This window comes from Paludibacter propionicigenes WB4 (assembly GCF_000183135.1).
Taxonomy (GTDB): Bacteria; Bacteroidota; Bacteroidia; order Bacteroidales; family Paludibacteraceae; genus Paludibacter; species Paludibacter propionicigenes.
The window spans coordinates 99,859-123,990 of the sequence record NC_014734.1 but is presented as its reverse complement, the minus strand read 5'-3'; the positions used below and the strand labels follow the sequence as shown (position 1 = coordinate 123,990).

Below are 24,132 nucleotides of genomic sequence, written 5' to 3'. Positions count from 1 at the left end.
AAAATCTAATTATTATGCAAACAACAAATGCAACATCAGTTAAGTCGGTCGATGTTGAAACAACAACTTCAGGCACTGCACAAAAAACGAACAGTTACGTGCTTCCTTTAATTCTTATTGTCAGTTTATTCTTTATGTGGGGAATGGGCGGTAGTATTAACGACATTCTCATCCAACAGTTCAAAAAAACCTTTGTACTAACAGATTTTGAATCAGGTCTCGTACAATCGGCTTTTTATCTTGGCTATTTTTCACTGGCTATCCCTGCTTCACTCATCATGCGTCGGTTTAATTACAAAACAGGTATTGTCATCGGTCTTTTCTTATTTGCTACAGGCGCTTTACTATTTTATCCTGCCGCCGAAAATGCGTCGTATAGCTTCTTTTTGGTTGCACTTTTTGTTATTGCTTCAGGTCTTACATTTTTAGAAACAGCCGGCAATCCTTATGTATCGGCTTTGGGTAGTCCCGAAACTGCCACCATGCGTTTGAATCTGGCTCAGTCATTTAATCCAATCGGTTGTATAACAGGAATTCTTATTGGCCAAAATTTCATCCTTTCGGGCGTTGAACACACCAAAGATCAGTTGGCCAAAATGTCGCCGGAAGCTGTAAAGGCTTATTATTCGTCGGAAGTACATGCCGTTCAGACTCCATATTTAATCATTGGAATAGTGATTATCATAGCTGCACTGGTTATTCTGATTACGAAGTTTCCCGTTGTGAAAGACGAAGAAGCACATGGAACTTCAACCACCAGACAAACTCTTAAATTCATTTTTGCAAAACGGCATTTCAAACAAGCTGTTATGGCTCAGTTTTTTTACGTAGGGGCACAGGTTTGTATCTGGAGCTTTTTAATCCGCTACATACAAGGCACTATTCCCGGAACTCCTGAAAAAACCGCAGCCAATTTCCTTACTATCTCACTTGTAGTATTTACAGTCGGTCGTTTTATTGGAACTGCGTTGATGAAAAAATTTAAAGGACATAATTTGCTTTGGATTTATGCTGCTATTAATATATGCTTAATCAGTGTTGCACTGGCATTTCCCGGCACAATCGGACTTTGGGCATTGGTTGGTACCAGTTTCTTTATGTCGATCATGTATCCTACTATTTTCTCATTGGGAATACGGGATTTGGGTGAGCATACCAAACTAGCTGCATCAGTATTGGTTATGGCCATCATCGGTGGCGCGTTGATTACACCTATCATGGGATTGGCTTCAGTTCATTTCGGCATAGGGAAAGCAATTGTGGTTCCATTAATATGTTTTACTGTGGTAGCTTATTACGGCATTAAAGGTTACAAAGAAAAAACAGAAGCCATTGATTAATAAAATCACATATCGGCAAACGGATTATTATCTGGATTATTTGACTATCTGGAAACTTCAACTACAAAGTTAATAATTTTTTTAGTTCTTTGTTTAAACGATTAAACAGGCAATGCCATGAGAAACACACTTATTATATTATTGATTTGTATATTTCCTACCTGCGTTTTTTCGCAAGTGGTAATAACCAACACCAACTTTTCGTTGGGAACAACCGGACGTATAGGTGTTGGGTTATCGCCAAACGGAGAAGGTACACAATGGAAGCCGCTGAATCTATCGGGGCAAGGCTCTTTAGCAGGACGTATGGAGCAAAATGATTATATGGATATATTACCTGCCATACATTTTACGCCCAAACTCAACGGAGAAGACAGTACCAACGTCACTTTTCAGGTGCGGTTAGGTATGTATTCGGCTAACGGGCAGTTTATGGGTAATACCAGCACCCGCACAGATAAAGGGTTGACCATAATTCTACCCGAAACCTACATTGAAGCACGCAATATTATGGGTAGCCGATGGTCTGCATGGGCAGGAGTTCGCTTTCGCCGGTACGATGACATTCACATTTGCGACTATTTCTATTTCGATGATCATTCGGCTCAGGGATTCGGCGTAAGCTATAAAACCACCGAACTTTCGTTACTGATGCCTGCATCTACAGATTCTGCCGGTGTGTATCCTTATAATTACGCTGTTACCGTTGCAGGAGCCAGCAATCCTGCTATTCGCCAGCGAATGGTTTGGATAGCTGAGCACCGCTTTAAGTTCAACGATGGAAGCGTGATTAAACTATTGGGTGAATTTCACTCCGTACCGGCATCGTCACAAAATGCATCGAGAGCGTATGCTGCAGACCACGGTTGGGTGGCAGGAATAAAGTTCAACAATCCGCTAAAGACTCCCCTACCCGGCTCATTCAATCAATTTGCGGTTCGATACGGAACCGGAATAGCCAATGGTGGTGATAATGGAAATACATGGACATGGGCAACCTATGGTCCGCCGGATGCAAATGGTAAATATACTCGTGCATACTCGTTTACCACGGTGGAACATTTTCTGTTGAACCTGTCGAGAAACTTAAGTGTAAATGGTTATGGTGTATTCACCCAAAGTCATGGCGGTTCATCAGGTTCCAATATGGATACATACTTTAATGGCACCCAAATGTATAATCGAAAACGGGATATTGTTATCGGCGGTAGGCTGTTGTATTATGCCACCGATTGGTTACACCTGATTGGAGAAGCACACTACGCTACACGAAAAGATGGCGACAATCCGGAAGCCGGTATGTGGAAATTCTCCTTTGCACCCACTATTGCAGCACTTGGCAAACGCGACCCGTGGTGCAGACCACACATTCGTCTCGTATTTTCGGCAGCCCGTTACAACGATTATGCACGCAACAACCATTATTCACCCTATCTGCAAATCAACCAAAACCGTTGGGGAACCTATATCGGGGTAAAAACGGAATGGTGGCTGTTTTAATCAGTTTACAGTGATCAGTTAACAGTGATCAGTTCATAGTTTTTCCTTTCCACATTTTACATTTTACATTTAAAAACATACCATTATGCCTATATTTGGAACAACAATATTATCATTTATTCCCGGCTGGAGCCCAGAAGGAGGACTTTATGCTATTGGGAAAACAGCGGAATACGGTTTCGATATGCTGGAAATTATTTTGCCTGCATCGTTGAATATCGATACAAAAACTGTAAAAAAACAACTCGACAATTACGGTATTGTCGGAAGATGTACCTTGAATTTACCTGCCAATTGCCATTTACCGGTTTATCCCGAAAAAGCAACAGCCATTATGAAAGCAGCTATCGACAAAGTGGCTGAAATGGATGGCGATTTTCTGGGTGGTGTGCTACATTCTGCTATTGGTCAGTTTACAGGTCAACCGTGTACAAATGCAGAACGCCTCATCGTTCAACAGATATTTGCCGAAGTAGCTGCTTATGCCCGTGAGCGCAATATCACCATTGCTCCGGAGCCGATTAACCGCTACGAAAGCTATGTATTTACTGCCGCTGAAGAGGTGTTGGAAATGATAGATTCTATCGGAACCGACAATATCGGGGTGCATTTGGACACCTTCCACATGAACATCGAAGAACCCAACTTCTACAACCCGATTATTAATGCCGGCAACCGATTGAAACATCTGCACATCACAGAAAGTGACCGCGGTATGCTGGGCGAAGGCAACGTTCATTGGGATGATTTATTCCGTGGACTAGCTGAAATTAACTACCAGGGACCATTGGTGCTTGAAAACTTTTCTTCGGAAATTAAAGAGCTGGTTGGACCTACCTCACTGTGGAGACCGTCCAAATATAACTCGGAAGATTTGGCCAAGGGTAGCCTTGCTTATATGAAGAAAATGGTGGATAAATGGTACAAAAACTAGATTCCCATTTATCTCAGGAAAAGAAAGGAAGTTCAGAAATGAGCTTCTTTTTTTTATTACCTTATATAAACTGTTGAATATCGAAAACTGTTGATATATTTGTAAAACAAATACGACCAACCTATCATGAAACAAAACTGGCAAGAACATCTGGAACTATTGATGCAACAATACGCTAACCGCAAGCATCCACTCGATTATAAAAGCCGTTATCAATTATTAGTGTTGGTGATACTCTCGGCACAGGATTCGGACAAGCACATCAACGAACTGGCTTCGGCTTTTTTCGAAGCTTATCCATCTATAAACAGTTTGGCAAAAGCAAGTGCGGAAGAATTGCATCAACACATCAGCACGGTTCGCAACTTTGGGAATAAAGCAGGCTGGCTGGTGAAACTGGCGCAGCAGGTAGGCGATGACGATAACATACCTACCACGATGTCTGAGCTTACTAAGCTGCCCGGTATCGGGCGAAAATCGGCCAATGTGATTATTCGCGAATCGGGCAACGAAGCCGAAGGGGTTATAGTGGACCTGCACGTGGTACGTGTTGCTCCACGAATAGGAATAGCTACCGGCACACAGCCGGAGAAGATAGAAAAACAGCTTATGTCCATCGTACCGCGCGAGCGTTGGAACGATATTGGAATGGCTATTTCGTTTATGGGTCGCGAAGTGTGCCGTCCCTCCCACCCTAAGTGCGACAGTTGCGTGATGAGCGCAGTCTGCAATTTTCACAACGGAATTACCGAAGAGGCCGGAAAAACCAATGAGCCTTCATTGTTTTAGGTATTACGTCAAACAACCAAAAACAAAAAATGCAAACACTCTAAAACAGCGTTTGCATTTTTGTGTGATAAAGTTAGAGCGATTATTCCTTGCTAAATTCGGCATCAGCTACAATTCTAATTACGTCGCTAACCACAGCTTCAGGAAATTTAGGTCCAATACCAAAGTCCGAGCGCTTAACCGTTGCAGTAATATGAAATCCGGAAGTACTTTTCTGGTTCATTGGATTTACAACAGTACCGAAGTAAGTCACATTCAGCGTCACCACTTTAGTCACGCCATGCAACGTAAGGTTACCTTTCAGAGCAAACTTTTTATCCGAAATCTTTTTCAATGAAGTGCTTTCGAATGTCAGCTCAGGATATTTTTCCACATCAAAGAAATCTGCAGTTTTCAGGTGGTTATCGCGCATTTCAACTCCGGTAGAGATACTGGCGGTTTTGGCAACTACACTTACCTTCATATCCATAAAATCAGGCTTAGTTGTTTTTACTTTGACAGTGAAATTACTAAACTGTCCGCTTATTTCAGAAATGGTAAGGTGTTTCACCACAAAACCTAAACGAGAGTGCATAGGGTCGTTCGACCACGATTGTTGAGCCGAAGCTACCAATGACAATGACAATGCTAAAATGCTAAAAAGAATCTTTTTCATACGATTTGTTTTTATTTGTTATTACTAAATACGATTATTAATTTCTATGCTGCAAAATTACAGTTAGCAAACAGTACCCGAAGTATCAAAATACGGAGAATGAATGCAAAAATCCGACATAAGGCCTATTTAAGATTATTCTTATGGATTTTATCTGCTATTATTCTTCTTTTTACAATAGCAAATAACCCCGAATAATGAATCTCATTCGGGGTTGTTTGTTTATTCTTATAGAGACGCACGGCCGTGCGTGTAGGTTAGAGATGCAAAGTATTGCGTCTCTACGATTATTTATTTCCAAACACCAACCGTGTTCCGTCGTAATCTACCACTATGGTTTGATCGGCATGTACCGCTCCGCCAATAAGCTGTTTGCTCAAGTCGTTAAGGACATATTTCTGTATGGCACGTTTCACCGGGCGCGCTCCAAATTGAGGATCGAAACCTTCAGCAGCTATATACTGCACGGCAGCCTCGGTCAGCTCCAGTTGTACACCGTTGCCCGCAAGCGTATGCTGTATAATCGAAATCTGCAAACGAACAATTTCTTCAATCTGTGTTTCGTTGAGCGGCGCAAACATCACCAGTTCGTCAATACGGTTCAAAAACTCAGGACGAATGGTTTGTTTCAACAGTTCGAATACCTGCAGCTTGGTTCTCTCGACAATTTCAGCCTGATTTTTATCGGTCATTCCTTCAAAACTTTCCTGTATCAGCGACGACCCGATGTTCGAAGTCATAATGATAATAGTGTTTTTGAAGTTCACCAACCGGCCTTTGTTATCCGTCAAACGTCCGTCGTCCAACACTTGCAGCAGCACGTTGAACACGTCGGGATGTGCCTTTTCTATCTCATCGAAAAGCACGACCGAATACGGTTTGCGTCGTATGGCTTCGGTCAGCTGCCCACCTTCATCGTAGCCCACATATCCCGGAGGCGACCCTATCAGACGGGTAACGGAGAATTTCTCCTGATACTCACTCATATCGATACGCGTCATCATGTTTTCGTCATCGAACAGGTATTCGGCCAGCGCTTTAGCCAGCTCGGTTTTACCCACACCGGTAGTACCAAGGAATATAAACGAACCGATAGGTCGCTTAGGGTCTTGCAGTCCTGCCCTACTTCTACGTACAGCATCCGAAACCGCAGCTATCGCTTCCTCCTGACCCACCACACGCTTGTGCAGCTCGTCTTCCAGATGCAGCAATTTATCTTTTTCGCTTTGCAGCATTTTCTTTACCGGAATGCCTGTCCAGCGACTTACCACATCGGCTATGTCTTCGCTATCCACCTCCTCTTTTATCAGAGCGTGTGCTCCCTGCATAGCAGCCAGTTTGGTTTGCAGCTGAGCTATCTGTTCCTCGGCAGCCTTTATCTTTCCGTAACGAATTTCCGCCACCAGTCCGTAGTCGCCGTTGCGTTCAGCCTTGTCGGCTTCGTATTTCAGGTTTTCAATGTCTACCTTGGTTTGCTGAATACCGTCTATCAGCTGCTTTTCGCTCGACCATTTGGCACGCATCTCTTTACCCTCTTCTTTCAGGTTGGCAATTTCCTCGTTGAGCTGAGCCAGTTTACGGGTATCGTTTTCGCGCTTGATGGCTTCTCGTTCTATCTCCAACTGTTTAATGTTACGGTCGATAATATCCAGTTCTTCGGGCACAGAATCCACCTCTAGCCGGAGTTTGGCAGCCGCTTCGTCCATCAGGTCGATGGCTTTATCAGGCAAAAACCGATTGGTAATATACCGGCTCGATAGTTCCACCGCAGCGATGATTGCATCATCTTTGATTCTCACTTTGTGGTGATTTTCATAACGTTCCTTCAGTCCACGTAAAATGGAAATGGTACTCGGTACATCCGGTTCATCTACAGTTACAAGCTGAAAACGACGTTCTAACGCCTTATCTTTTTCAAAATACTTTTGATATTCATCCAGCGTAGTTGCACCGATAGCCCTCAGCTCACCACGTGCCAGTGCGGGTTTCAGTATGTTGGCAGCATCCATGGCTCCATCGCTCTTGCCCGCTCCCACCAAGGTATGAATTTCGTCAATGAACAGAATCACTTCACCATCGGCTTTGATCACTTCATTCACTACGGCTTTCAGTCTTTCTTCAAACTCACCCTTGTATTTAGCACCGGCAATCAACGCACCCATATCGAGCGAGAAAATCTGTTTCGATTTCAAGTTTTCAGGTACATCGCCGCGAACAATACGATGTGCAAGCCCTTCGGCAATGGCGGTTTTACCCACACCAGGCTCACCTATCAAAATAGGATTATTCTTGGTACGACGGCTCAATATCTGAAGCACCCGACGGATTTCTTCATCACGCCCAATCACAGGATCCAGCTTACCGGCACGTGCTTGTTCGTTGAGGTTAATGGCGTATTTGTTCAGCGCATTATAGCTTTCTTCGGCTGTAGCCGAATCTACTTTCGCTCCTTTTCGGAGTTCCATAATGGCTTTTTGTAATTCAGATTCTGATAATCCGGCATCTTTGAGCACCTTGGTCATTGCATTTCTTTCGGCTATAAGCGCTAAGAGTAAATACTCCAACGACACAAACTGATCACCGGCCTTGGATGAAAGCGCCGTAGCTTTTTGTAACACGGCGTTGGTCTCTCTGCTCAGGTAAGGCTCACCACCGGACACCCGCGGTAAACCGGCTATCAGGCTATCAACAACAGCTTCAAGCGCCGAAGCATTAACGCCCAACTTACCGAATAAAAATTTTGTTATGTCCTCACCTTTATGGACTACTGCTTTGAACAAGTGAGGAGTTTCTACTACCTGCTGACCATTAGCTTGTACCAGTTCAACAGCTTCCTGTACAGCTTCCTGAGATTTCAGCGTAAAGTTATTTAAGTTCATAGTTTTGTTTTTTAATTCTAAATCAATTTCTTTTTAAAATACAGATCCGTTTTGCCTGTTCCGCTCAAATATGCGACCAATGTCTTCAAATTACAAGAAATGTCTTGTTATAGCACTAAAACAGCTTAAATTCAAGACAATAAGTCAGAATTCAGAATTTCAACACTGTCAGATTTTCATGTAACAAGCAGTTATATTTCCTATACAGAGAAAAGTTTGACTAATTCTGATGCAAAACTGCTAGTTTTATCATTTTGTCAGCGACAAGTATAAATCTGGGCATATTAATCAGGCTTTGAATAAAAACAAACTGCAATTAATACACTTATTTTCATTCAATTGAAATATAAGTAAGAAGACTTGTACAAAATTTTGACTCCATACGAACAGTTAAATAATGTTGCATAGCTTACATTTATCAAAAAAAAACGATTTTGAGTTTTGTTTTTCATAAAAAAAACTAACTTTGCCATTCTTAAAAAGGAAATCACATAACCAATTTTCTAATAAAAATCTAATATGAGTAACACAAAAAGAGTCTATACCTTTGGCAACGGACAAGCCGAAGGTAAAGCAGACATGAAAAACTTGCTCGGAGGAAAGGGAGCAAATCTCGCAGAAATGAATTTAATTGGAGTGCCTGTTCCTCCCGGTTTCACTATTACTACCGACGTTTGTTCGGAGTATTACAGCCTGGGTAAAGATCAGGTGGTGGCATTATTAAAACCTGAAGTAGAAAAAGCTTTGGCCGGAGTTGAGGTTTTGATGAATTCAAAATTCGGCGATGTAGAAAATCCGCTACTAGTTTCGGTACGTTCGGGAGCACGCGCTTCTATGCCGGGGATGATGGATACCATTTTAAATCTTGGTTTAAACGACGAAGTGGTGGAAGGACTGACCCGCAAAACAGGAAACCCCCGCTTTGTTTGGGATTCGTACCGCCGCTTTGTACAAATGTATGGTGACGTGGTACTGGGCATGAAGCCTGTCAATAAAAATGATATAGATCCTTTTGAAGAAATAATAGAACACGTAAAAGAAGAAAAAGGCGTAAAGCTGGATACAGAGCTTAATGTAAACGACCTGAAAGAGCTGGTTGCAAAATTTAAAGCTGCTGTAAAAAAGCAAACCGGAAAAGATTTTCCGGATTCTGCTTACGAACAACTTTGGGGCGCAGTATGTGCCGTGTTCGATTCGTGGATGAACGACCGTGCAATTTTATACCGCAAAATGGAAGGCATACCTGCCGAATGGGGAACTGCTGTCAGCGTTCAATCGATGGTTTTTGGCAATATGGGAAATACTTCAGCAACAGGTGTTTGCTTTAGTCGCGATGCTGCAACAGGCGAAGATCAGTTTGTTGGCGAATACCTGATTAATGCGCAGGGCGAAGATGTGGTAGCTGGAATCCGTACACCACAACAAATTACCAAAGAAGGTTCGCAACGTTGGGCTAAATTAGCCGGAATATCGGAGGCAGACCGTTTGGCCAACTATCCTTCGATGGAAGAAGCTATGCCAGCTATTTACAAAGAACTGGATGCTATTCAAACCAAACTCGAAAATCACTACAAAGATATGCAGGACATGGAATTTACCGTACAAGAAGGTAAACTGTGGTTCTTGCAAACCCGCAACGGAAAACGTACGGGTGCTGCCATGGTAAAAATTGCCGTGGATATGCTTCGTCAGGGAATGATTGACGAAAAAACTGCAATTCTGCGCGTTGATCCTATCCGCTTGGATGAATTACTTCACCCTGTTTTCGATAAAAAAGCACTGAAAGAAGCCAAACTTATAGCTAAAGGACTGGCTGCTTCGCCCGGAGCTGCTTCAGGTCGCGTGGTGTTCAACGCCGATGATGCTGCCGATTGGGCTGCCAGTGGCGAAAAAGTAATTATGGTTCGTGTGGAAACTTCGCCCGAAGACTTAGCCGGTATGGCTGCTGCTCAGGGAATTCTGACTGCCCGTGGCGGTATGACTTCGCACGCTGCCGTTGTGGCTCGCGGTATGGGTAAATGTTGCGTTTCAGGAGCCGGCACATTGAAAATTGATTATACAACCAAAACCATGGAAGTGGATGGATTGGTTGTAAAAGAAGGCGATTATATTTCATTGAACGGTTCTACCGGTGACATTTTCTTAGGAAAAGTGGCTACAATGGAAGCTGAATTGGATGCAGACTTTGCCGAATTAATGACATTGGCTGATAAACATACCCGAATGACTGTTCGCACCAATGCCGATACACCTCACGATGCTCAGGTTGCCCGTAAATTCGGAGCTACCGGTATCGGACTTTGCCGCACAGAACATATGTTCTTCGAAGGTGAAAAAATTAAAGCCATGCGTGAAATGATTTTGGCCGAAGACGAAGCTGGTCGTCGTATAGCATTGGCTAAAATCCTTCCTTATCAGGAAGCCGACTTTGAAGGTATCTTCGAAGCCATGGCCGGTTGCCCGGTTACGGTCCGCTTGCTTGACCCACCGTTGCACGAGTTTGTACCGCACGATGAAAAAGGACAACGTGAGATGGCAGAGGCTATGGGCGTTTCGATAAAAGTTATCAAACAACGTGTTGATTCGCTTCACGAACAAAACCCAATGTTGGGTCACCGCGGATGTCGTCTGGGAAACACTTATCCTGAAATTACCGAAATGCAAACCCGCGCTATTTTGGGCGCAGCACTGGCACTGAAGAAAAAAGGTATCAAAGTTATTCCTGAAATTATGGTTCCGCTGGTAGGTATTAAATTCGAGTTTATCGAGCAAGATACTATCATCCGCGAAACGGCCGCTAAACTCTTCGCAGAAAAAGGTGACAGCATAGAGTTTAAAGTGGGAACAATGATTGAGATTCCGCGGGCAGCTCTTACAGCAGCTAAAATAGCCGCCACTGCTGAGTTCTTCTCATTTGGTACTAACGACCTGACTCAGATGACCTTTGGTTACTCGCGCGACGATATTGCTTCGTTCTTGCCAATTTATCTCGAAAAGAAGATTCTGAAAGCCGATCCGTTCCAGGTACTGGATCAAAACGGTGTGGGTCAATTAGTAAAAATGGCCACTGAGAATGGGCGGGCAGTAAACCCAAGTCTAAAAGTCGGTATTTGCGGTGAACATGGCGGTGAACCATCATCTGTTGAGTTCTGCCATCGGGTTGGATTGAATTACGTAAGTTGCTCACCATTCCGCGTACCTATTGCCCGTTTGGCTGCTGCACAAGCTGCATTGAGAGATTAAAATTAAGAGCAAAGGTTTTAAACCTTTACGCCTAAAAACAGAACAGGCTATCTCGTATAGAGATAGCCTGTTTTGTGTTATACTTGGTACTACAGTCTAAAAACCTACCGACTACTAACTATTTAGTCTTCTGTCCTCTAGTTTTGGGCTTCTTATATTTTATTTTCATGGCAGCCGCCCGGCGTACCTTCATATTTACTTTTTTGTTCTTATCTTTTTTCTCATGAAAAGCCTCCCCTCCTTCTTCTTTCTTGGGAAGTTTTACCAGCGTATTTTTCATAGTCACTTGCGGCATTTCATCCAAGGTCAGCTCTTTTGACACCTCCACTTCTTCGGGCATGGCTGTCATCGGAATTTTTTTATTCATCAGCGCCTCTATCGCTTCACGGTATTCTTTGTCGGCTTTGGTGATAAAAGTCAATGCAACGCCTTTTTTATCAGCACGTCCGGTTCGGCCTATACGGTGCATATAATTCTCCGGAACTTCTGGAACATCGAAGTTAACCACGTGCGATACATCCGAAATATCCAAACCACGAGCCACAATATCCGTAGCAATCAACACTCTATATTCACTTTCCTTGAAACCTCTCATGGATTCAAAACGGTTATTCTGGCTCTTATTAGAGTGAATCAAACCAAACTGACCAGGGAACTTTGAGGCAATCTCATCATACAAAGCGTCAGCGAGTTTCTTCGTAGAAGTAAACACCAGCACCTTGGAAAATTCAGGATGATTGTTCAGCAAGAATTCCAACATATTCACCTTGGTGTAGAAGTTTGGTACACGGAATCCAATCTGTTTGATATTTTCAAGTGGCGTACCGGTTGGAGCAGCTTCAATTTCAAGTGGTTCAACAAAGAAATCGTGAACCAAATCTTTTAGCTCTTCCGAAATAGTCGCTGAAAACATCAGGTTCTGACGTTTTGTTGGCAACAAGTCGATAATGCGAACCAACTGAGGACGAAATCCCAGATTCAGCATTTCATCCACCTCATCAATCACAAATCGTTTAATCGATTTGAGCTTCAGGCTACCATTGAGCGCCAAATCCAATAATCTACCGGGAGTGGCAACCAAAACATCCACACCGGCTACAACCAGCGGAGTCTGACGAATCATATTTACACCTCCATAGACTCCCACTACCCGAACACTCATATAAGTGGTCAGTTTTTCAACCTGTTCAACAACCTGAATAACAAGTTCACGAGTAGGAACAACTATTAAAATCTGAGGATGTTTTTCTTTCGTAAATTTCCATTGACGCAGACAAGGCAGCAGGTAAGCTATAGTCTTTCCGGTTCCTGTTTGCGCTATTCCCACCATATCCTTACCGGACATAATTACTGGATAAGCTTTTTCCTGAATCGTGGTAGGTTGAGTCAATCCCAAGTCTGAAAGGGCATTGAGAAGCGGTGAGTTAATATTAAAGTCGGTAAAAGTCATTATTGCAGTTGATAGTTGACAGTTGATAGTTGACAGAATTTGTGACAAAGATACTCTAAATGTATCAGAATCTGAAATTCAAATCCTAAACCACTGATTATAAAGACAATTATCAATTATCAACTATCAATTGCCAACTAATTACGGTGCCAACCGTGAGATTTTCCATTCATCAGCTTCCCTGGTAAACAACAACCGATCATGCAACCGGTTCGGTCTGCCTTGCCAAAATTCAATGGCTGTTGGTTTTACAGCATACCCACCCCAATGCGGCGGCTTAGGTATCTCTTTACCAAATTTTTGCTGATAATACTGAAACTGTTTTTCTAAAAAATCTTTTGAACGGATAAGTTGACTTTGTGGAGAAGCCCATGCACCCAGCTGACTGTCCACAGGACGGGATTTAAAATACGAAGTGGATAGCACCTCACTGATTTTCTCCACTACACCTTCAACCCGAACCTGTCTTTCGAGTGCAGGCCAAAAAAAGACCAATGAAACTCTGTTATTTAAAGCCATTTGTTGAGCTTTATGACCTTCGTAGTTGGTATAAAATATAAAAGTTTCAAGCGTAAGTTCCTTGAGTAAAACCACCCTCGAATGGGATTGTAAGTGTTCATCAACTGTGGAAAGAATCATAGCAGTAGGTTCCAACTGATCACTTTCTATGGCATCCTGAAGCCATGTTTCAAACTGGTCAAATGGATTAGGCAACACATTACTCTCATCTAACGAAGAAAAAAAATATTGTTTTCTGATATCTCGAAGCATGACTCTTAACTTTAATCCTAAAGAAAATTTGTGGCACTAATATGGTTTGAATTCACATCTTAATAAACAATTTATTATTCAATTGGTTTATATGCACATTAGAAAATGAATAAAAACAAGTGTTTTTATCTACTATTTATAAATAATACAACAGAAATCTTTCAACTTGAAATTTGACACGAAAACTCTCTTAATGTTGAAATCTTTTAGCTGATTCTTAGCTATTTTCCGAAAAGAAAAAACTACTTTTGGGGCACAAAAACAAAAAAAATATCCCTTATGAAAGACTTGTTGAAAGCCCGCCACATAGGCGTTTCTGAACAAGATGAAGCATTTATGCTTCAAGCTGTTGGAGCAAAAAGTATCGATGAGCTAATCGATCAAACAATACCCGCTTCTATCCGGTTAAAAGAAGCAATAGTACTGCCTGAACCGCTTACCGAGCGCCAATATGCAGAACATATTGCCGATATTGCATCGAAAAACAAACTCTTCACTTCGTATATCGGACAAGGCTGGTATGATACCTGTCTACCTGCCGTAATACAGCGAAATATATTCGAAAATCCTTCGTGGTATACATCCTATACACCCTATCAGGCCGAAATTTCTCAGGGTCGGTTAGAGGCTTTGCTTAATTTTCAAACTGCAGTTTCTGACTTCACCGGAATGCCATTGGCTAATGCTTCGTTGCTAGATGAAGCAACTGCCGCCGCCGAGGCTGCCACCATGATGCTGAATCTTCGCAGCAGAGAACAGGTGAAAAATGAAGCAAATATTCTTTTTGTAGATCAGGCTACTTTCCCATCTGTTCTGGCTGTACTTCGTACGCGTGCCGAAGCGCAAGGCATCAAACTTGAAATCGGAGATTTTTCCACTTACAAGTTTACTTCAAAGAACTTTGGTGCTATCGTTCAGTATCCTAACGCAAACGGAAATATCGAGAATTATTCCGACTTTGTAGCCGAAGCGCACGCTATAGGTGCAAAAGTGGCTGTAGATGCCGACATTCTGAGCTTAGCCCTATTAACTCCTCCGGGAGAATGGGGAGCTGATATTGTTTTTGGTTCCACTCAACGTTGGGGAATACCTATGGGATTCGGTGGTCCATCAGCTGCTTATTTCGCTACCCGCGACGAATTTAAACGCGACATGCCGGGACGTATTATTGGTATAAGTAAAGATGCCAACGGCAAAACAGCACTGCGAATGGCATTGCAAACCCGCGAGCAACATATAAAAAGAGAAAAAGCAACATCAAATATTTGTACAGCCCAGGCGCTATTGGCTTCTATGGCAGGAATGTACACCGTCTATCATGGTGCCGAAGGTATTAAAGCCATTTCGCAACGCATACATGCCATAGCCACTTATATTAATGAGATATTACCGGTTTATGGATATACTCAGGAAAACGAAAGCTTTTTCGACACATTGAAAATCAGTTTGCCTGAAGAAGTTTCGGTTGAAGATTTGAAAGCTATTGCATTGGATTACGAAGTCAATTTCCGCTATTTCGAAACAGGCGAAATAGGTATCAGCTTTGACGAAACAACCGATATTGATGATGTAAACACATTGATTGAGATTTTTGCCACCTCGGTGAATAATGCCGCTGTGTATGCGTCAGAAGAAGACCTTGAAAATTTAAGATCTTTCGATGAAAGTTTTGAACGCTCAACGCCATACCTGACTAACGAAGTGTTCAATTTATATCGCAGCGAAACTGAAATGATGCGTTATATCAAGAAACTGGAACGACGCGATATTTCACTTACACATTCCATGATTTCTCTCGGATCATGTACTATGAAGCTGAATGCAGCCTCAGAAATGTTACCCATGAGTCGTCCTGAGTTTGGCGGAATACATCCATTGGCGCCTGCCGATCAAACTGAAGGTTACAATGAGATGATTTCAGAATTAGAAAAATACCTTACATCAATAACCGGATTTGCGGCATGCAGTCTCCAGCCCAATTCGGGTGCAGCAGGTGAATATACCGGGCTCATGGTTATTCGAGAACATTTCAAATCGAAAGGCGAAACACAACGCGACACACTTCTGATTCCGGCTTCGGCACACGGAACAAATCCTGCCAGTGCCGCTCAGGCCGGATTTAAAATAGTGGTTGTAAAATGTGACGAAGGAGGAAATACCGACTGGAATGACTGGAAAGAAAAGGCTGAAGCTAACAAAGACAGACTGGCAGGCTGTATGATTACCTACCCTTCTACGCATGGTATTTTCGAGGAACGCATCAAAGACATGTGCGAAGCCATACACGCCAATGGAGGTCAAGTGTATATGGATGGTGCCAACATGAATGCTCAGGTTGGGTTAACTAACCCTGGAACCATTGGAGCAGATGTTTGCCATCTCAATCTGCACAAAACGTTTGCAATTCCTCATGGCGGTGGAGGTCCCGGCGTGGGTCCTATTTGTGTGGCTGAGCACCTTGCGGCATTTTTACCAAGCAAAACTTACGGAAAAAACACCGTATCGGCTGCACCTTACGGAAGCGCCAGTGTAACTGCCATTACTTACGGATATATTCGCATGATGGGCGAAGCAGGTCTGACACATTCAACTAAAATTGCCATACTAAATGCCAATTATCTAGCGGCGAGACTCAAGGACAGTTATGGTGTGCTTTATACCGGCGAAAACGGTCGTGTTGGTCATGAATTAATTCTTGAAGCACGTAATTTTAAAGCCACTTCAGGCGTAACAGAAACTGATATCGCAAAACGACTCATGGATTATGGATTTCATGCTCCAACTTTATCTTTTCCTGTTCATGGGACGTTAATGATAGAGCCTACGGAAAGTGAATCGTTAGCAGAACTCAATCGTTTTGCAGACGCAATGTTACAAATTTTCGATGAAATAAAAGAAGTCGAAAATGGCACTGCTGATAAAACTGATAATGTTCTCTTGAATTCTCCGCATCCGGAATACAGCATTGTTTCAGACGAATGGAATCATTCATACAGTCGTACTAAAGCAGCGTATCCAACTGCATGGGTTGCCGAAAATAAATTTTGGGTAAACGTAGCGAGAGTAGATAATGCTTACGGCGACAGAAACCTGATTTGTACATGTCAGGCAATAAGCACAGAAGAATAAGATATACTCGATAAAATAGAAATCCCGCTTTACTTCCGTAAAGCGGGATTTCTATTTTAATTCGGTTAGCTCACTTAATTCAAAAGGGGATAAAGCTTACCACCAGCAATTATGACACATCGGTTTTCTGGACAGATTATACGTAATCATTATTTCATTGGTTCCTACGGAATTTCGATTGAGACCACTCACATTATAATCATAACTGTAGGATAAATGAATGGATTCACTTAAATCGATCCCTAAAATTATACCAACTTCACTTTTGGTGCGGTAAAGCAATCCGACATCAAATAAATCGGGAGTTTCTGACAATCCAGATCGTTGACCTACCTTAAAATAGCCCGTTATATTAAACTCTGCCTGATACATGTTGGAATACTGAATTCCACACACTCCAAGACCAAAATCGACGACGTTATTTGAAATCTGTCTGTAACGTGTATACAAGAAATTCGTATTAGTTTGATATTTTCGGTCTGTTGAAAAAATCGAAAATATATTTTGACTCGAAACACCAATTTTGAAAGCTTTGTTAGTCACCTCCACTCCTAAATCGGAATTAAAATTATCTTCGGTCAACAGATTTTGATAAGCTTCAGGATCATAATCGGAAGATAAATTAACCTTAGACACATCGTAACTCAAACTCTGATAGGTCAGTCCCATTCCAAAGTGTAATTCCCAGTCCCGTTGCAGTTTTATGGCATAGGCATAGGTCAAATCAAGATTAGTTATTGAGGTATATCCAATTTTATCCTGTACAGCTATTAATCCCAGTTGAGTATTCAGATTATCGATGTAAGTACTGCCCGAAGCGAAAAAGGTCATGGGAGCACCCGTTACTCCAATCCATTGCTTGCGTGCAGCCATGCTAAATACAGCCTGATATTTATCATAAATAGACGCCGGATTGATGTAATGAGCATTACCCCAGTAATTATTCAACCGAATGTTCGATTGACCAATTGCCAGCAAACTAAATAAACTAAATACTAAAATAAAAATAGTTTTCTTCATCTTAATTACTCATTGCTTTTACGGGATAACCATTAAATAGCCTTCTTTTATCTTCGTGCTCGACTGGGTTGTATAATACAAAGTATAAAAATAGGTATCCTTTGAAACTGGTTTATTACGATATAAACCATTCCAACCATCCACTCCATCATACAAAAGAATGCCATTTCTGTTATATATTTTTGAATGCCAGCCTTTCATAAACGTGTCGTTATAGCCATCACCGTTTGGAGTAATGGTATTAGGAACATCAATCACGTTGACATTCGTAACAACCGTGCTATCACAACCATACTGGGTTTTAAGTACATCGATATAACTGCCGGACTGGCTATATTCATGTCCGTTTATCGAATAAGAATCACCGGAAATAAGCAACACATCGTTATGTTTACTAAATGTCGGATTAACCGTCAGTTTCAATGTAGCAGTACTATCAATGCCCATCGCATCAACTAAATAAGCATTGTATGTACCGGCGCTGGAGTAGTTTATTCCATTGAAAAAATAACTGTCACCATCACAAATAGTAGCATTGGTAACAGAGCTAGTAGGCATTTTTATTGATAAAACCAAGGAGGCAGTACTATCACAACCCGATGCATTAACAAAACGAATAGGACAAGTGTGCGTGCCTGATTCATAATACTTCATATTATTCCAAACCAGTGGCAATCGGGTAGAGCAAACGGTTAAACTGGTTATGGAGCTTGTGGGTGAGCTTACCTTTAAAACCAACGAAGCTAAACTATCGCACCCAGCAGCATTAATTAAATGTTTGCGGTAAGTTCCTGTTTTTGTATAAGCAACTCCGTTAAAATAATAAGATCCTCCCTGGCAAATGGAGGCTTTGGTGGTTGATGAACTTGCCTTTTTTACGTTCAATACTAATGTTGCGGCACTATCGCACCCAACCTTATTAATCAGATGAGCCACATAACTTCCTGCAAGTGAATATAATTTCCCATTAAATGAATAACTATCGCCCTGACAAATAGAAGCAACTGTAGTAGAACTACTTGGCAATTTAATCGAAAGATTCAACGTAGCCGTACTATCACAACCTGCCGCATTAACGGTATGAACAATATAAGTTCCTGCATTGGTATAAGCCACTCCGCAGAACAGATAGGAATCTCCCTGACAAATTGAGGCAGTAGTGGTTGAAGTCGTCGGAAGATTTACTTTCAGTTTTAAAATAGCTGTACTATCGCAACCTACCGAGTTGATAAAATGATTACTATATGTGCCGGTAGTGCTGTATGAGACACCGTTAAACGTATAGGAGTCACCCAAACAAATAGAAGCAGTTGTAGTAGATGTTGTAGGTAATTTAATTCTCAGATTTAGTATAGCCGTACTATCACATCCTACTGCATTAGTAAAACGCTTGGTATAAATACCTGCTGTTGTGTAAGTAGTTCCATTAAAAATATACGAGTCTCCCTGACATATTGAAATATTTGTTGTTGAAGAGGTAGGCAACTTTATAGTCAAATTTAAAATAGCAGTACTATCACAACCTTGCTTGTTTATCAAATGCTTTGTGTAAGTTCCAGCTGAGGAATAAGTTGTACCATTAAACACATAACTGTCTCCCTGGCAAATAGCCACATTGGTATTTGATGTTGTTGGTACTTTCATTGTCAACACTAAAGTTGCCACGCTATCGCAACCTACTTTATTTACTAAATGCTTGGTATAAATTCCGGTAGCATTATAGACAGTACCATTAAACATATAGTTGTATCCCTGACAAATAGAAGCTGTTGTAGTAGAAGCACTTGGCAGATTCACCGTCAGATTCAATGTTGCCAAACTATCGCAACCTACTTTATTCGTCAAATGAGCGGTATAAACTCCAGTGCTAGCATAGTTTGTTCCATTAAATGAATAACTCTCTCCCTGACAAATCGAAGCAACTGTGGTCGAATTGCTTGGTAATTTCACCGTCAAATTCAATGTTACCAAACTATCGCAACCTACTTTATTCGTCAAATGGGCGGTATAGACTCCGGTGCTAGCATAACTCATTCCATTAAAAGAATAACTTTCACCCTGACAAATAGAAGCTGTGGTGGTAGAACTGCTGGGTAATTTTACAGTCAAATTCAGTGTAGCAACACTATCGCAATCTACTTTATTGGTCAAATGAGCGGTATAGATTCCGGTGCTAGCATAACTTGTTCCATTAAATGAATAACTCTCGCCTTGACAAATAGAAGCATTCGTGGTGGAAGTGCTTGGTAATTTTACCGTTAGATTCAATGTAGCCAGACTATCACAACCTACTTTATTCGTCAAATGAGCGGTATAGATTCCGCTGCTAGCATAACTTGCTCCATTAAATGAATAACTTTCACCCTGACAGATTGAAGCTGTGGTGGTAGAACTGCTGGGTAATTTTACCGTTAGATTCAATGTTGCTACACTATCGCAACCTACTTTATTCGTCAAATGGGCCGTATAGATTCCGCTGCTAGCATAACTTGCTCCATTAAATGAATAACTTTCACCCTGACAGATTGAAGCTGTGGTGGTGGAAGCGCTTGGTAATTTTACCGTCAAATTCAATGTTGCTACACTATCGCAACCGACTTTATTAATCAAATGGGCGGTATAGATTCCTGTAGTATTATAGCTCGTTCCATTAAATGAATAACTCTCGCCCTGACAAATCGAAGCTGTGGTGGTAGAACTGCTTGGTAATTTCACCGTCAGATTGAGCGTAGCCGTACTATCGCAACCTACTTTATTAATCAAATGGGCGGTATAGATTCCGGTGGCAGTATAGCTCGTTCCATTAAACGTATAACTTTCGCCCTGACAAATAGAAGCCGTGGTGGTAGAACTGCTTGGTAATTTTACCGTTAGATTCAATGTAGCAACACTATCGCAACCCACTTTATTGGTCAAATGGGCGGTATAGATTCCTGTAGTAGTATAGCTAGTTCCATTAAATAAATAACTTTCGCCCTGACAGATCGAAGCTGTGCTGGTAGAACTGCTTGGTAATTTTACCGTTAGATTCAATGTAGCCAAACTATCACAACCTACTTTATTCGTCAAATGAGCGGTATAGATTCCTGCGCTAGTATAATTCGTTCCATTAAATGAATAACTTCCGCCCTGACAAATCGAAGCTGTGGTGGTAGAACTGCTTGGTAATTTTACCGTTAGATTCAATGTAGCCAAACTATCACAACCTACTTTATTCGTCAAATGAGCGGTATAGATTCCTGCGCTAGTATAGCTCGTTCCATTAAACGAATAGCTTTCGCCCTGACAAATGGAAGCTGTGGTGGTCGAACTGCTTGGTAATTTTACCGTTAGATTCAATGTAGCAACACTATCGCAACCCACTTTATTGGTCAAATGGGCGGTATAGATTCCTGTAGTAGTATAGCTAGTTCCATTAAATAAATAACTTTCGCCCTGACAGATCGAAGCTGTGCTGGTAGAAGTGCTTGGTAATTTTACCGTTAGATTCAATGTAGCCAAACTATCGCAACCCACTTTATTGGTCAAATGAGCAGTATAGATTCCGGTGCTGGTATAGTTCGTTCCATTAAACGAATAACTCTCACCCTGACATATGGAAGCTGTGGTGGTAGAACCGCTGGGTAATTTTACCGTCAGATTCAATGTTGCCAAACTATCACAACCTACTTTATTCATCAAATGGGCGGTATAGATTCCGGTGGCAGTATAGCTCGTTCCATTAAACGTATAACTCTCGCCCTGACAAATGGAAGCTGTGGTGGTAGATTCAGTAGGTTGATTAACAGTTACTACTGCAGTCCCTGATTGTGGATTTGAACAGCTCGTACTGCTGTGATCAGTCACACTCAACAGATTATAGCTAAGGCTTCCGGGACTATTCGTGGGTACGGAAATGCTAACACTATTACCAATCGTAGTGCTGACAGTCTGGGTAGATCCCCCATTGATATTGTATGTAAAAGTATAGGGAGCGGTACCGCCGATACCCGTGAGAACAATATTTGGAGAAGCGGCATTCAAACAAACGGCAGTTGCACCTCTAATGCTAGCACTTGGCAAGGGATTTACAGTAAGGTTTAATGTTGCTGTACTATCACATCCATTTACATTAATTGTATTATAAGTATAGACTCCTGTAGAATTATAGCTTGTTCCGTTGAACAGATATGAAGATCCTTGACAAATGGCAGCATTGGTGACTGAAGTTGTTGGTAAATTGACTTCTATATTGGTAAAAGCAGTATCTCTACAGCCAAAACCTAAATAAGGAGACAAATCAACATTGACGACTCCACTATTAACCGGCGCAGGCGTTAAAGTCACAGTTTGTCCGGTTCCTAACTGCTGAGTATAATCACTGTTCCACCAAGTATAATTTTCATATCCTGAAGGTGCAGTAAGAGTTAATGATGATTTTCCCTGACAATATGATACTGAACTAGATAAAGATGTACATGTTGAATTAACATCAATATAAGCATATCCGAAATGCCGACCTAACGTACAATCTTCAGTGGTAAATTCTAAAATTACTGTATGCCCTGCATAACCCGACAAATTAATTGTAACAGCCGACCAGGGCTTGTATAGCACCGAATGATCAACTGTAGACACATTAAATCCGGGTAAACCGGAAGCTGCCGTAAAATCGTAACTTGCACATGAAATAATATTTGAGCTATTATTAGCATCATAAACTTTAGCCTGAAATCTTGGCTGCTCATCGTAAGGGTGGTTTGGATCTTGGAACACAACTGCATAATAATACTCAATCGAAAAATTATTCTGATCGGCAGGTATGGTAAAACTACAACTAACTTTCTCGGCTTGACTTCCGGTTGAATTATTTCCTAATTGAATTGAGTAATTTCCACCAGAAGGACAAAGTCGGGGAAAATTGCCATAATAATCTAAACCAGAAGCAGATGAAGTTATTTGATGTCTACCAGCTACTGGTACAACGGGAGTTGTTGGGCTCCATGTTACATAATTTGTTGTTCCGGTAGTTTTAGCAGTACCCGTATAACATTTCCAGTTTGTAAAATCACCGTTTTCAAAATCTATATTATTAACGCAGGTACTTGTAGGAGCAGAAGCCTTTACATATTGCGCTTTGGCATATGAAGTTTTTTTTGTTGAAACAACAGTGGTATTTACTGAAGTAACGGAGCTATCAACAGCAGTGTATAGAGGCACTATTGGCCGTTCTTTAAACGACAAATAGGTCTGTCCCAAAGCAGTATTTGCAACCAGAAGGAATAATATTAATTTAAACAACTTCATTTCGTCACATCAATTATATCTCAAATTATTATTCACTGACAATAATATTTTAATAATTCATTTATAGCAAACAAAACAAATTTCATTAAACAGCCAATGTTATTTCATAGGGTTTCAAAAAACTGGTCGAATATACAAAATGCATATATATTATTATGTAACAGTATTTTACACACAATTTGCGACAACTATAATATATACTACATATCAGTCTTATCAACAAAAAATATTGATTTTGTTAATTTAAGACAGAGAGTGCCAATTATTATCTCGCTTATCGAATATTAACAAGGAATCAAATTAAGATACATTTCCATGTGGTAAAAACTACATTACAGTGTAGCAATAAACACAGATGATTTACACAAATCTGAGTGTAAAATAATTCTGCCACTATTTTTCACGTAAAATATAGCATTAAGATTTTAGCATTATTTCACAACAAAAGACATTATTTATCATTTATGTAATTGCAATAACAAATCAAAAAAAACTAATTGAACTCAATTTTCAATATATCATCTACCATCAATATCTAATGTAGAAATGAATTTACGCTCAAAAATCAGAGCACTCTTTTTCTATTTTCACTATCAGAACCTTCAAATAAACTAATAAATCGAACAAATTTTATTCGCTTAATTTATACAAAAATCTATTCAATTTTTAAAAGTCAATTTTTAATATATTAAAAGCCCACTTTTTATAAATCAAAAAAAAATAAAGATTATTTTGTATTACTAAGTTATAAATTGATGATTCTTCCATCAAATTTATCGGCGGAATAAATTAGGACAAGCGTTTCCTTATTTCTCATTAAAATAGCCAATTAGATTTTTCCATTAATTTATTTTTAGGACACACACTTTTATGCTATGTAAAATGGTATAAAAAGGTCGACTTTTCATCAGCAGACAAGGGGGATACAGCCAACAATAATTCGATAGTTAATATTGGTTAGTCTCTGCCAATAGACAACTTTTAGGATATTCTTTTGGAATTTTGGTCGCAGAAGAACATGGAATAAATATTTATTCCGAAGAAGCAGGATCAAATAAATCCAAAATTTCAGTTCAAATTTGTCAATAAAAAAAACCTGTCCGGCTTAAATTAGCCAGACAGGTTTTAATAAAATA

12 protein-coding genes are annotated in these 24,132 nt (G+C 40.8%); 6 read left to right on the top strand and 6 right to left on the bottom strand.

What is annotated here, in order from left to right; translation table 11 throughout:
• Window positions 1-14 precede the first annotated feature (14 nt).
• From fucP to PALPR_RS00510, 4 genes are all read left to right on the top strand, one after another.
• Window positions 15-1,340, top strand: coding sequence for an L-fucose:H+ symporter permease (gene fucP, locus PALPR_RS00525; RefSeq protein WP_013443637.1), 1,326 nt, complete (start codon window positions 15-17; stop codon window positions 1,338-1,340).
• A gap of 117 nt (window positions 1,341-1,457) precedes the next feature.
• Window positions 1,458-2,840 (top strand): carbohydrate porin, encoded by a 1,383-nt coding sequence (locus PALPR_RS00520; RefSeq protein WP_013443636.1) that lies wholly within the window; start codon window positions 1,458-1,460, stop codon window positions 2,838-2,840.
• An 85-nt stretch (window positions 2,841-2,925) separates the two neighbouring features.
• A complete protein-coding gene (locus PALPR_RS00515) occupies window positions 2,926-3,774 on the top strand; it encodes a sugar phosphate isomerase/epimerase family protein (protein ID WP_013443635.1) in 849 nt (282 codons plus the stop codon).
• Between the two features lie 126 nt (window positions 3,775-3,900).
• Window positions 3,901-4,563 (top strand): endonuclease III domain-containing protein, encoded by a 663-nt coding sequence (locus PALPR_RS00510; protein WP_013443634.1) that lies wholly within the window; start codon window positions 3,901-3,903, stop codon window positions 4,561-4,563.
• Window positions 4,564-4,645: 82 nt separating this feature from the next.
• Here the strand turns inward: PALPR_RS00510 and PALPR_RS00505 are convergent, their stop codons facing one another.
• Together PALPR_RS00505 and clpB are read right to left on the bottom strand one after the other, a co-directional pair.
• Window positions 4,646-5,218, bottom strand: coding sequence for a YceI family protein (locus tag PALPR_RS00505; RefSeq protein ID WP_013443633.1), 573 nt, complete (start codon window positions 5,216-5,218; stop codon window positions 4,646-4,648).
• Between the two features lie 287 nt (window positions 5,219-5,505).
• Complete coding sequence (gene clpB / locus PALPR_RS00500; RefSeq protein WP_013443632.1) at window positions 5,506-8,097, bottom strand: ATP-dependent chaperone ClpB; 2,592 nt, start codon at window positions 8,095-8,097, stop codon at window positions 5,506-5,508.
• A gap of 519 nt (window positions 8,098-8,616) precedes the next feature.
• Here clpB and ppdK point away from each other — a divergent pair.
• Complete coding sequence (ppdK, locus tag PALPR_RS00495; protein WP_013443631.1) at window positions 8,617-11,340, top strand: pyruvate, phosphate dikinase; 2,724 nt, start codon at window positions 8,617-8,619, stop codon at window positions 11,338-11,340.
• 118 nt (window positions 11,341-11,458) lie between these two features.
• On the opposite strand, the gene PALPR_RS00490 is transcribed toward ppdK, so the two are convergent.
• Both PALPR_RS00490 and pdxH read right to left on the bottom strand, forming a co-directional pair.
• Window positions 11,459-12,790 (bottom strand): DEAD/DEAH box helicase, encoded by a 1,332-nt coding sequence (locus PALPR_RS00490; RefSeq protein ID WP_013443630.1) that lies wholly within the window; start codon window positions 12,788-12,790, stop codon window positions 11,459-11,461.
• Window positions 12,791-12,931: 141 nt separating this feature from the next.
• A complete protein-coding gene (pdxH, locus tag PALPR_RS00485) occupies window positions 12,932-13,561 on the bottom strand; it encodes a pyridoxamine 5'-phosphate oxidase (RefSeq protein WP_013443629.1) in 630 nt (209 codons plus the stop codon).
• Between the two features lie 279 nt (window positions 13,562-13,840).
• Between pdxH and gcvP the strand changes: the two genes are divergently transcribed.
• On the top strand, window positions 13,841-16,690 hold the full coding sequence (gene gcvP, locus PALPR_RS00480; protein ID WP_013443628.1) for an aminomethyl-transferring glycine dehydrogenase: 2,850 nt from the start codon (window positions 13,841-13,843) through the stop codon (window positions 16,688-16,690).
• Between the two features lie 96 nt (window positions 16,691-16,786).
• On the opposite strand, the gene PALPR_RS00475 is transcribed toward gcvP, so the two are convergent.
• Window positions 16,787-17,710: a PorP/SprF family type IX secretion system membrane protein gene (locus tag PALPR_RS00475; protein WP_013443627.1), complete on the bottom strand. Its 924-nt coding sequence runs from the start codon at window positions 17,708-17,710 to the stop codon at window positions 16,787-16,789.
• Between the two features lie 18 nt (window positions 17,711-17,728).
• On the bottom strand, window positions 17,729-22,996 hold the full coding sequence (locus PALPR_RS00470; protein ID WP_013443626.1) for a T9SS type B sorting domain-containing protein: 5,268 nt from the start codon (window positions 22,994-22,996) through the stop codon (window positions 17,729-17,731).
• Between the last annotated feature and the right edge of the window lie 1,136 nt (window positions 22,997-24,132).

Bases quoted from the DNA above. Each gene is read 5' to 3' on its own strand.
- fucP (WP_013443637.1), top strand. From the start codon at position 15: ATGCAAACAACAAATGCAACATCAGTTAAGTCGGTCGATGTTGAAACA.
- PALPR_RS00520 (WP_013443636.1), top strand. From the start codon at position 1,458: ATGAGAAACACACTTATTATATTATTGATTTGTATATTTCCTACCTGC.
- PALPR_RS00515 (WP_013443635.1), top strand. From the start codon at position 2,926: ATGCCTATATTTGGAACAACAATATTATCATTTATTCCCGGCTGGAGC.
- PALPR_RS00510 (WP_013443634.1), top strand. From the start codon at position 3,901: ATGAAACAAAACTGGCAAGAACATCTGGAACTATTGATGCAACAATAC.
- PALPR_RS00505 (WP_013443633.1), bottom strand. From the start codon at position 5,218: ATGAAAAAGATTCTTTTTAGCATTTTAGCATTGTCATTGTCATTGGTA.
- clpB (WP_013443632.1), bottom strand. From the start codon at position 8,097: ATGAACTTAAATAACTTTACGCTGAAATCTCAGGAAGCTGTACAGGAA.
- ppdK (WP_013443631.1), top strand. From the start codon at position 8,617: ATGAGTAACACAAAAAGAGTCTATACCTTTGGCAACGGACAAGCCGAA.
- PALPR_RS00490 (WP_013443630.1), bottom strand. From the start codon at position 12,790: ATGACTTTTACCGACTTTAATATTAACTCACCGCTTCTCAATGCCCTT.
- pdxH (WP_013443629.1), bottom strand. From the start codon at position 13,561: ATGCTTCGAGATATCAGAAAACAATATTTTTTTTCTTCGTTAGATGAG.
- gcvP (WP_013443628.1), top strand. From the start codon at position 13,841: ATGAAAGACTTGTTGAAAGCCCGCCACATAGGCGTTTCTGAACAAGAT.
- PALPR_RS00475 (WP_013443627.1), bottom strand. From the start codon at position 17,710: ATGAAGAAAACTATTTTTATTTTAGTATTTAGTTTATTTAGTTTGCTG.
- PALPR_RS00470 (WP_013443626.1), bottom strand. From the start codon at position 22,996: ATGAAGTTGTTTAAATTAATATTATTCCTTCTGGTTGCAAATACTGCT.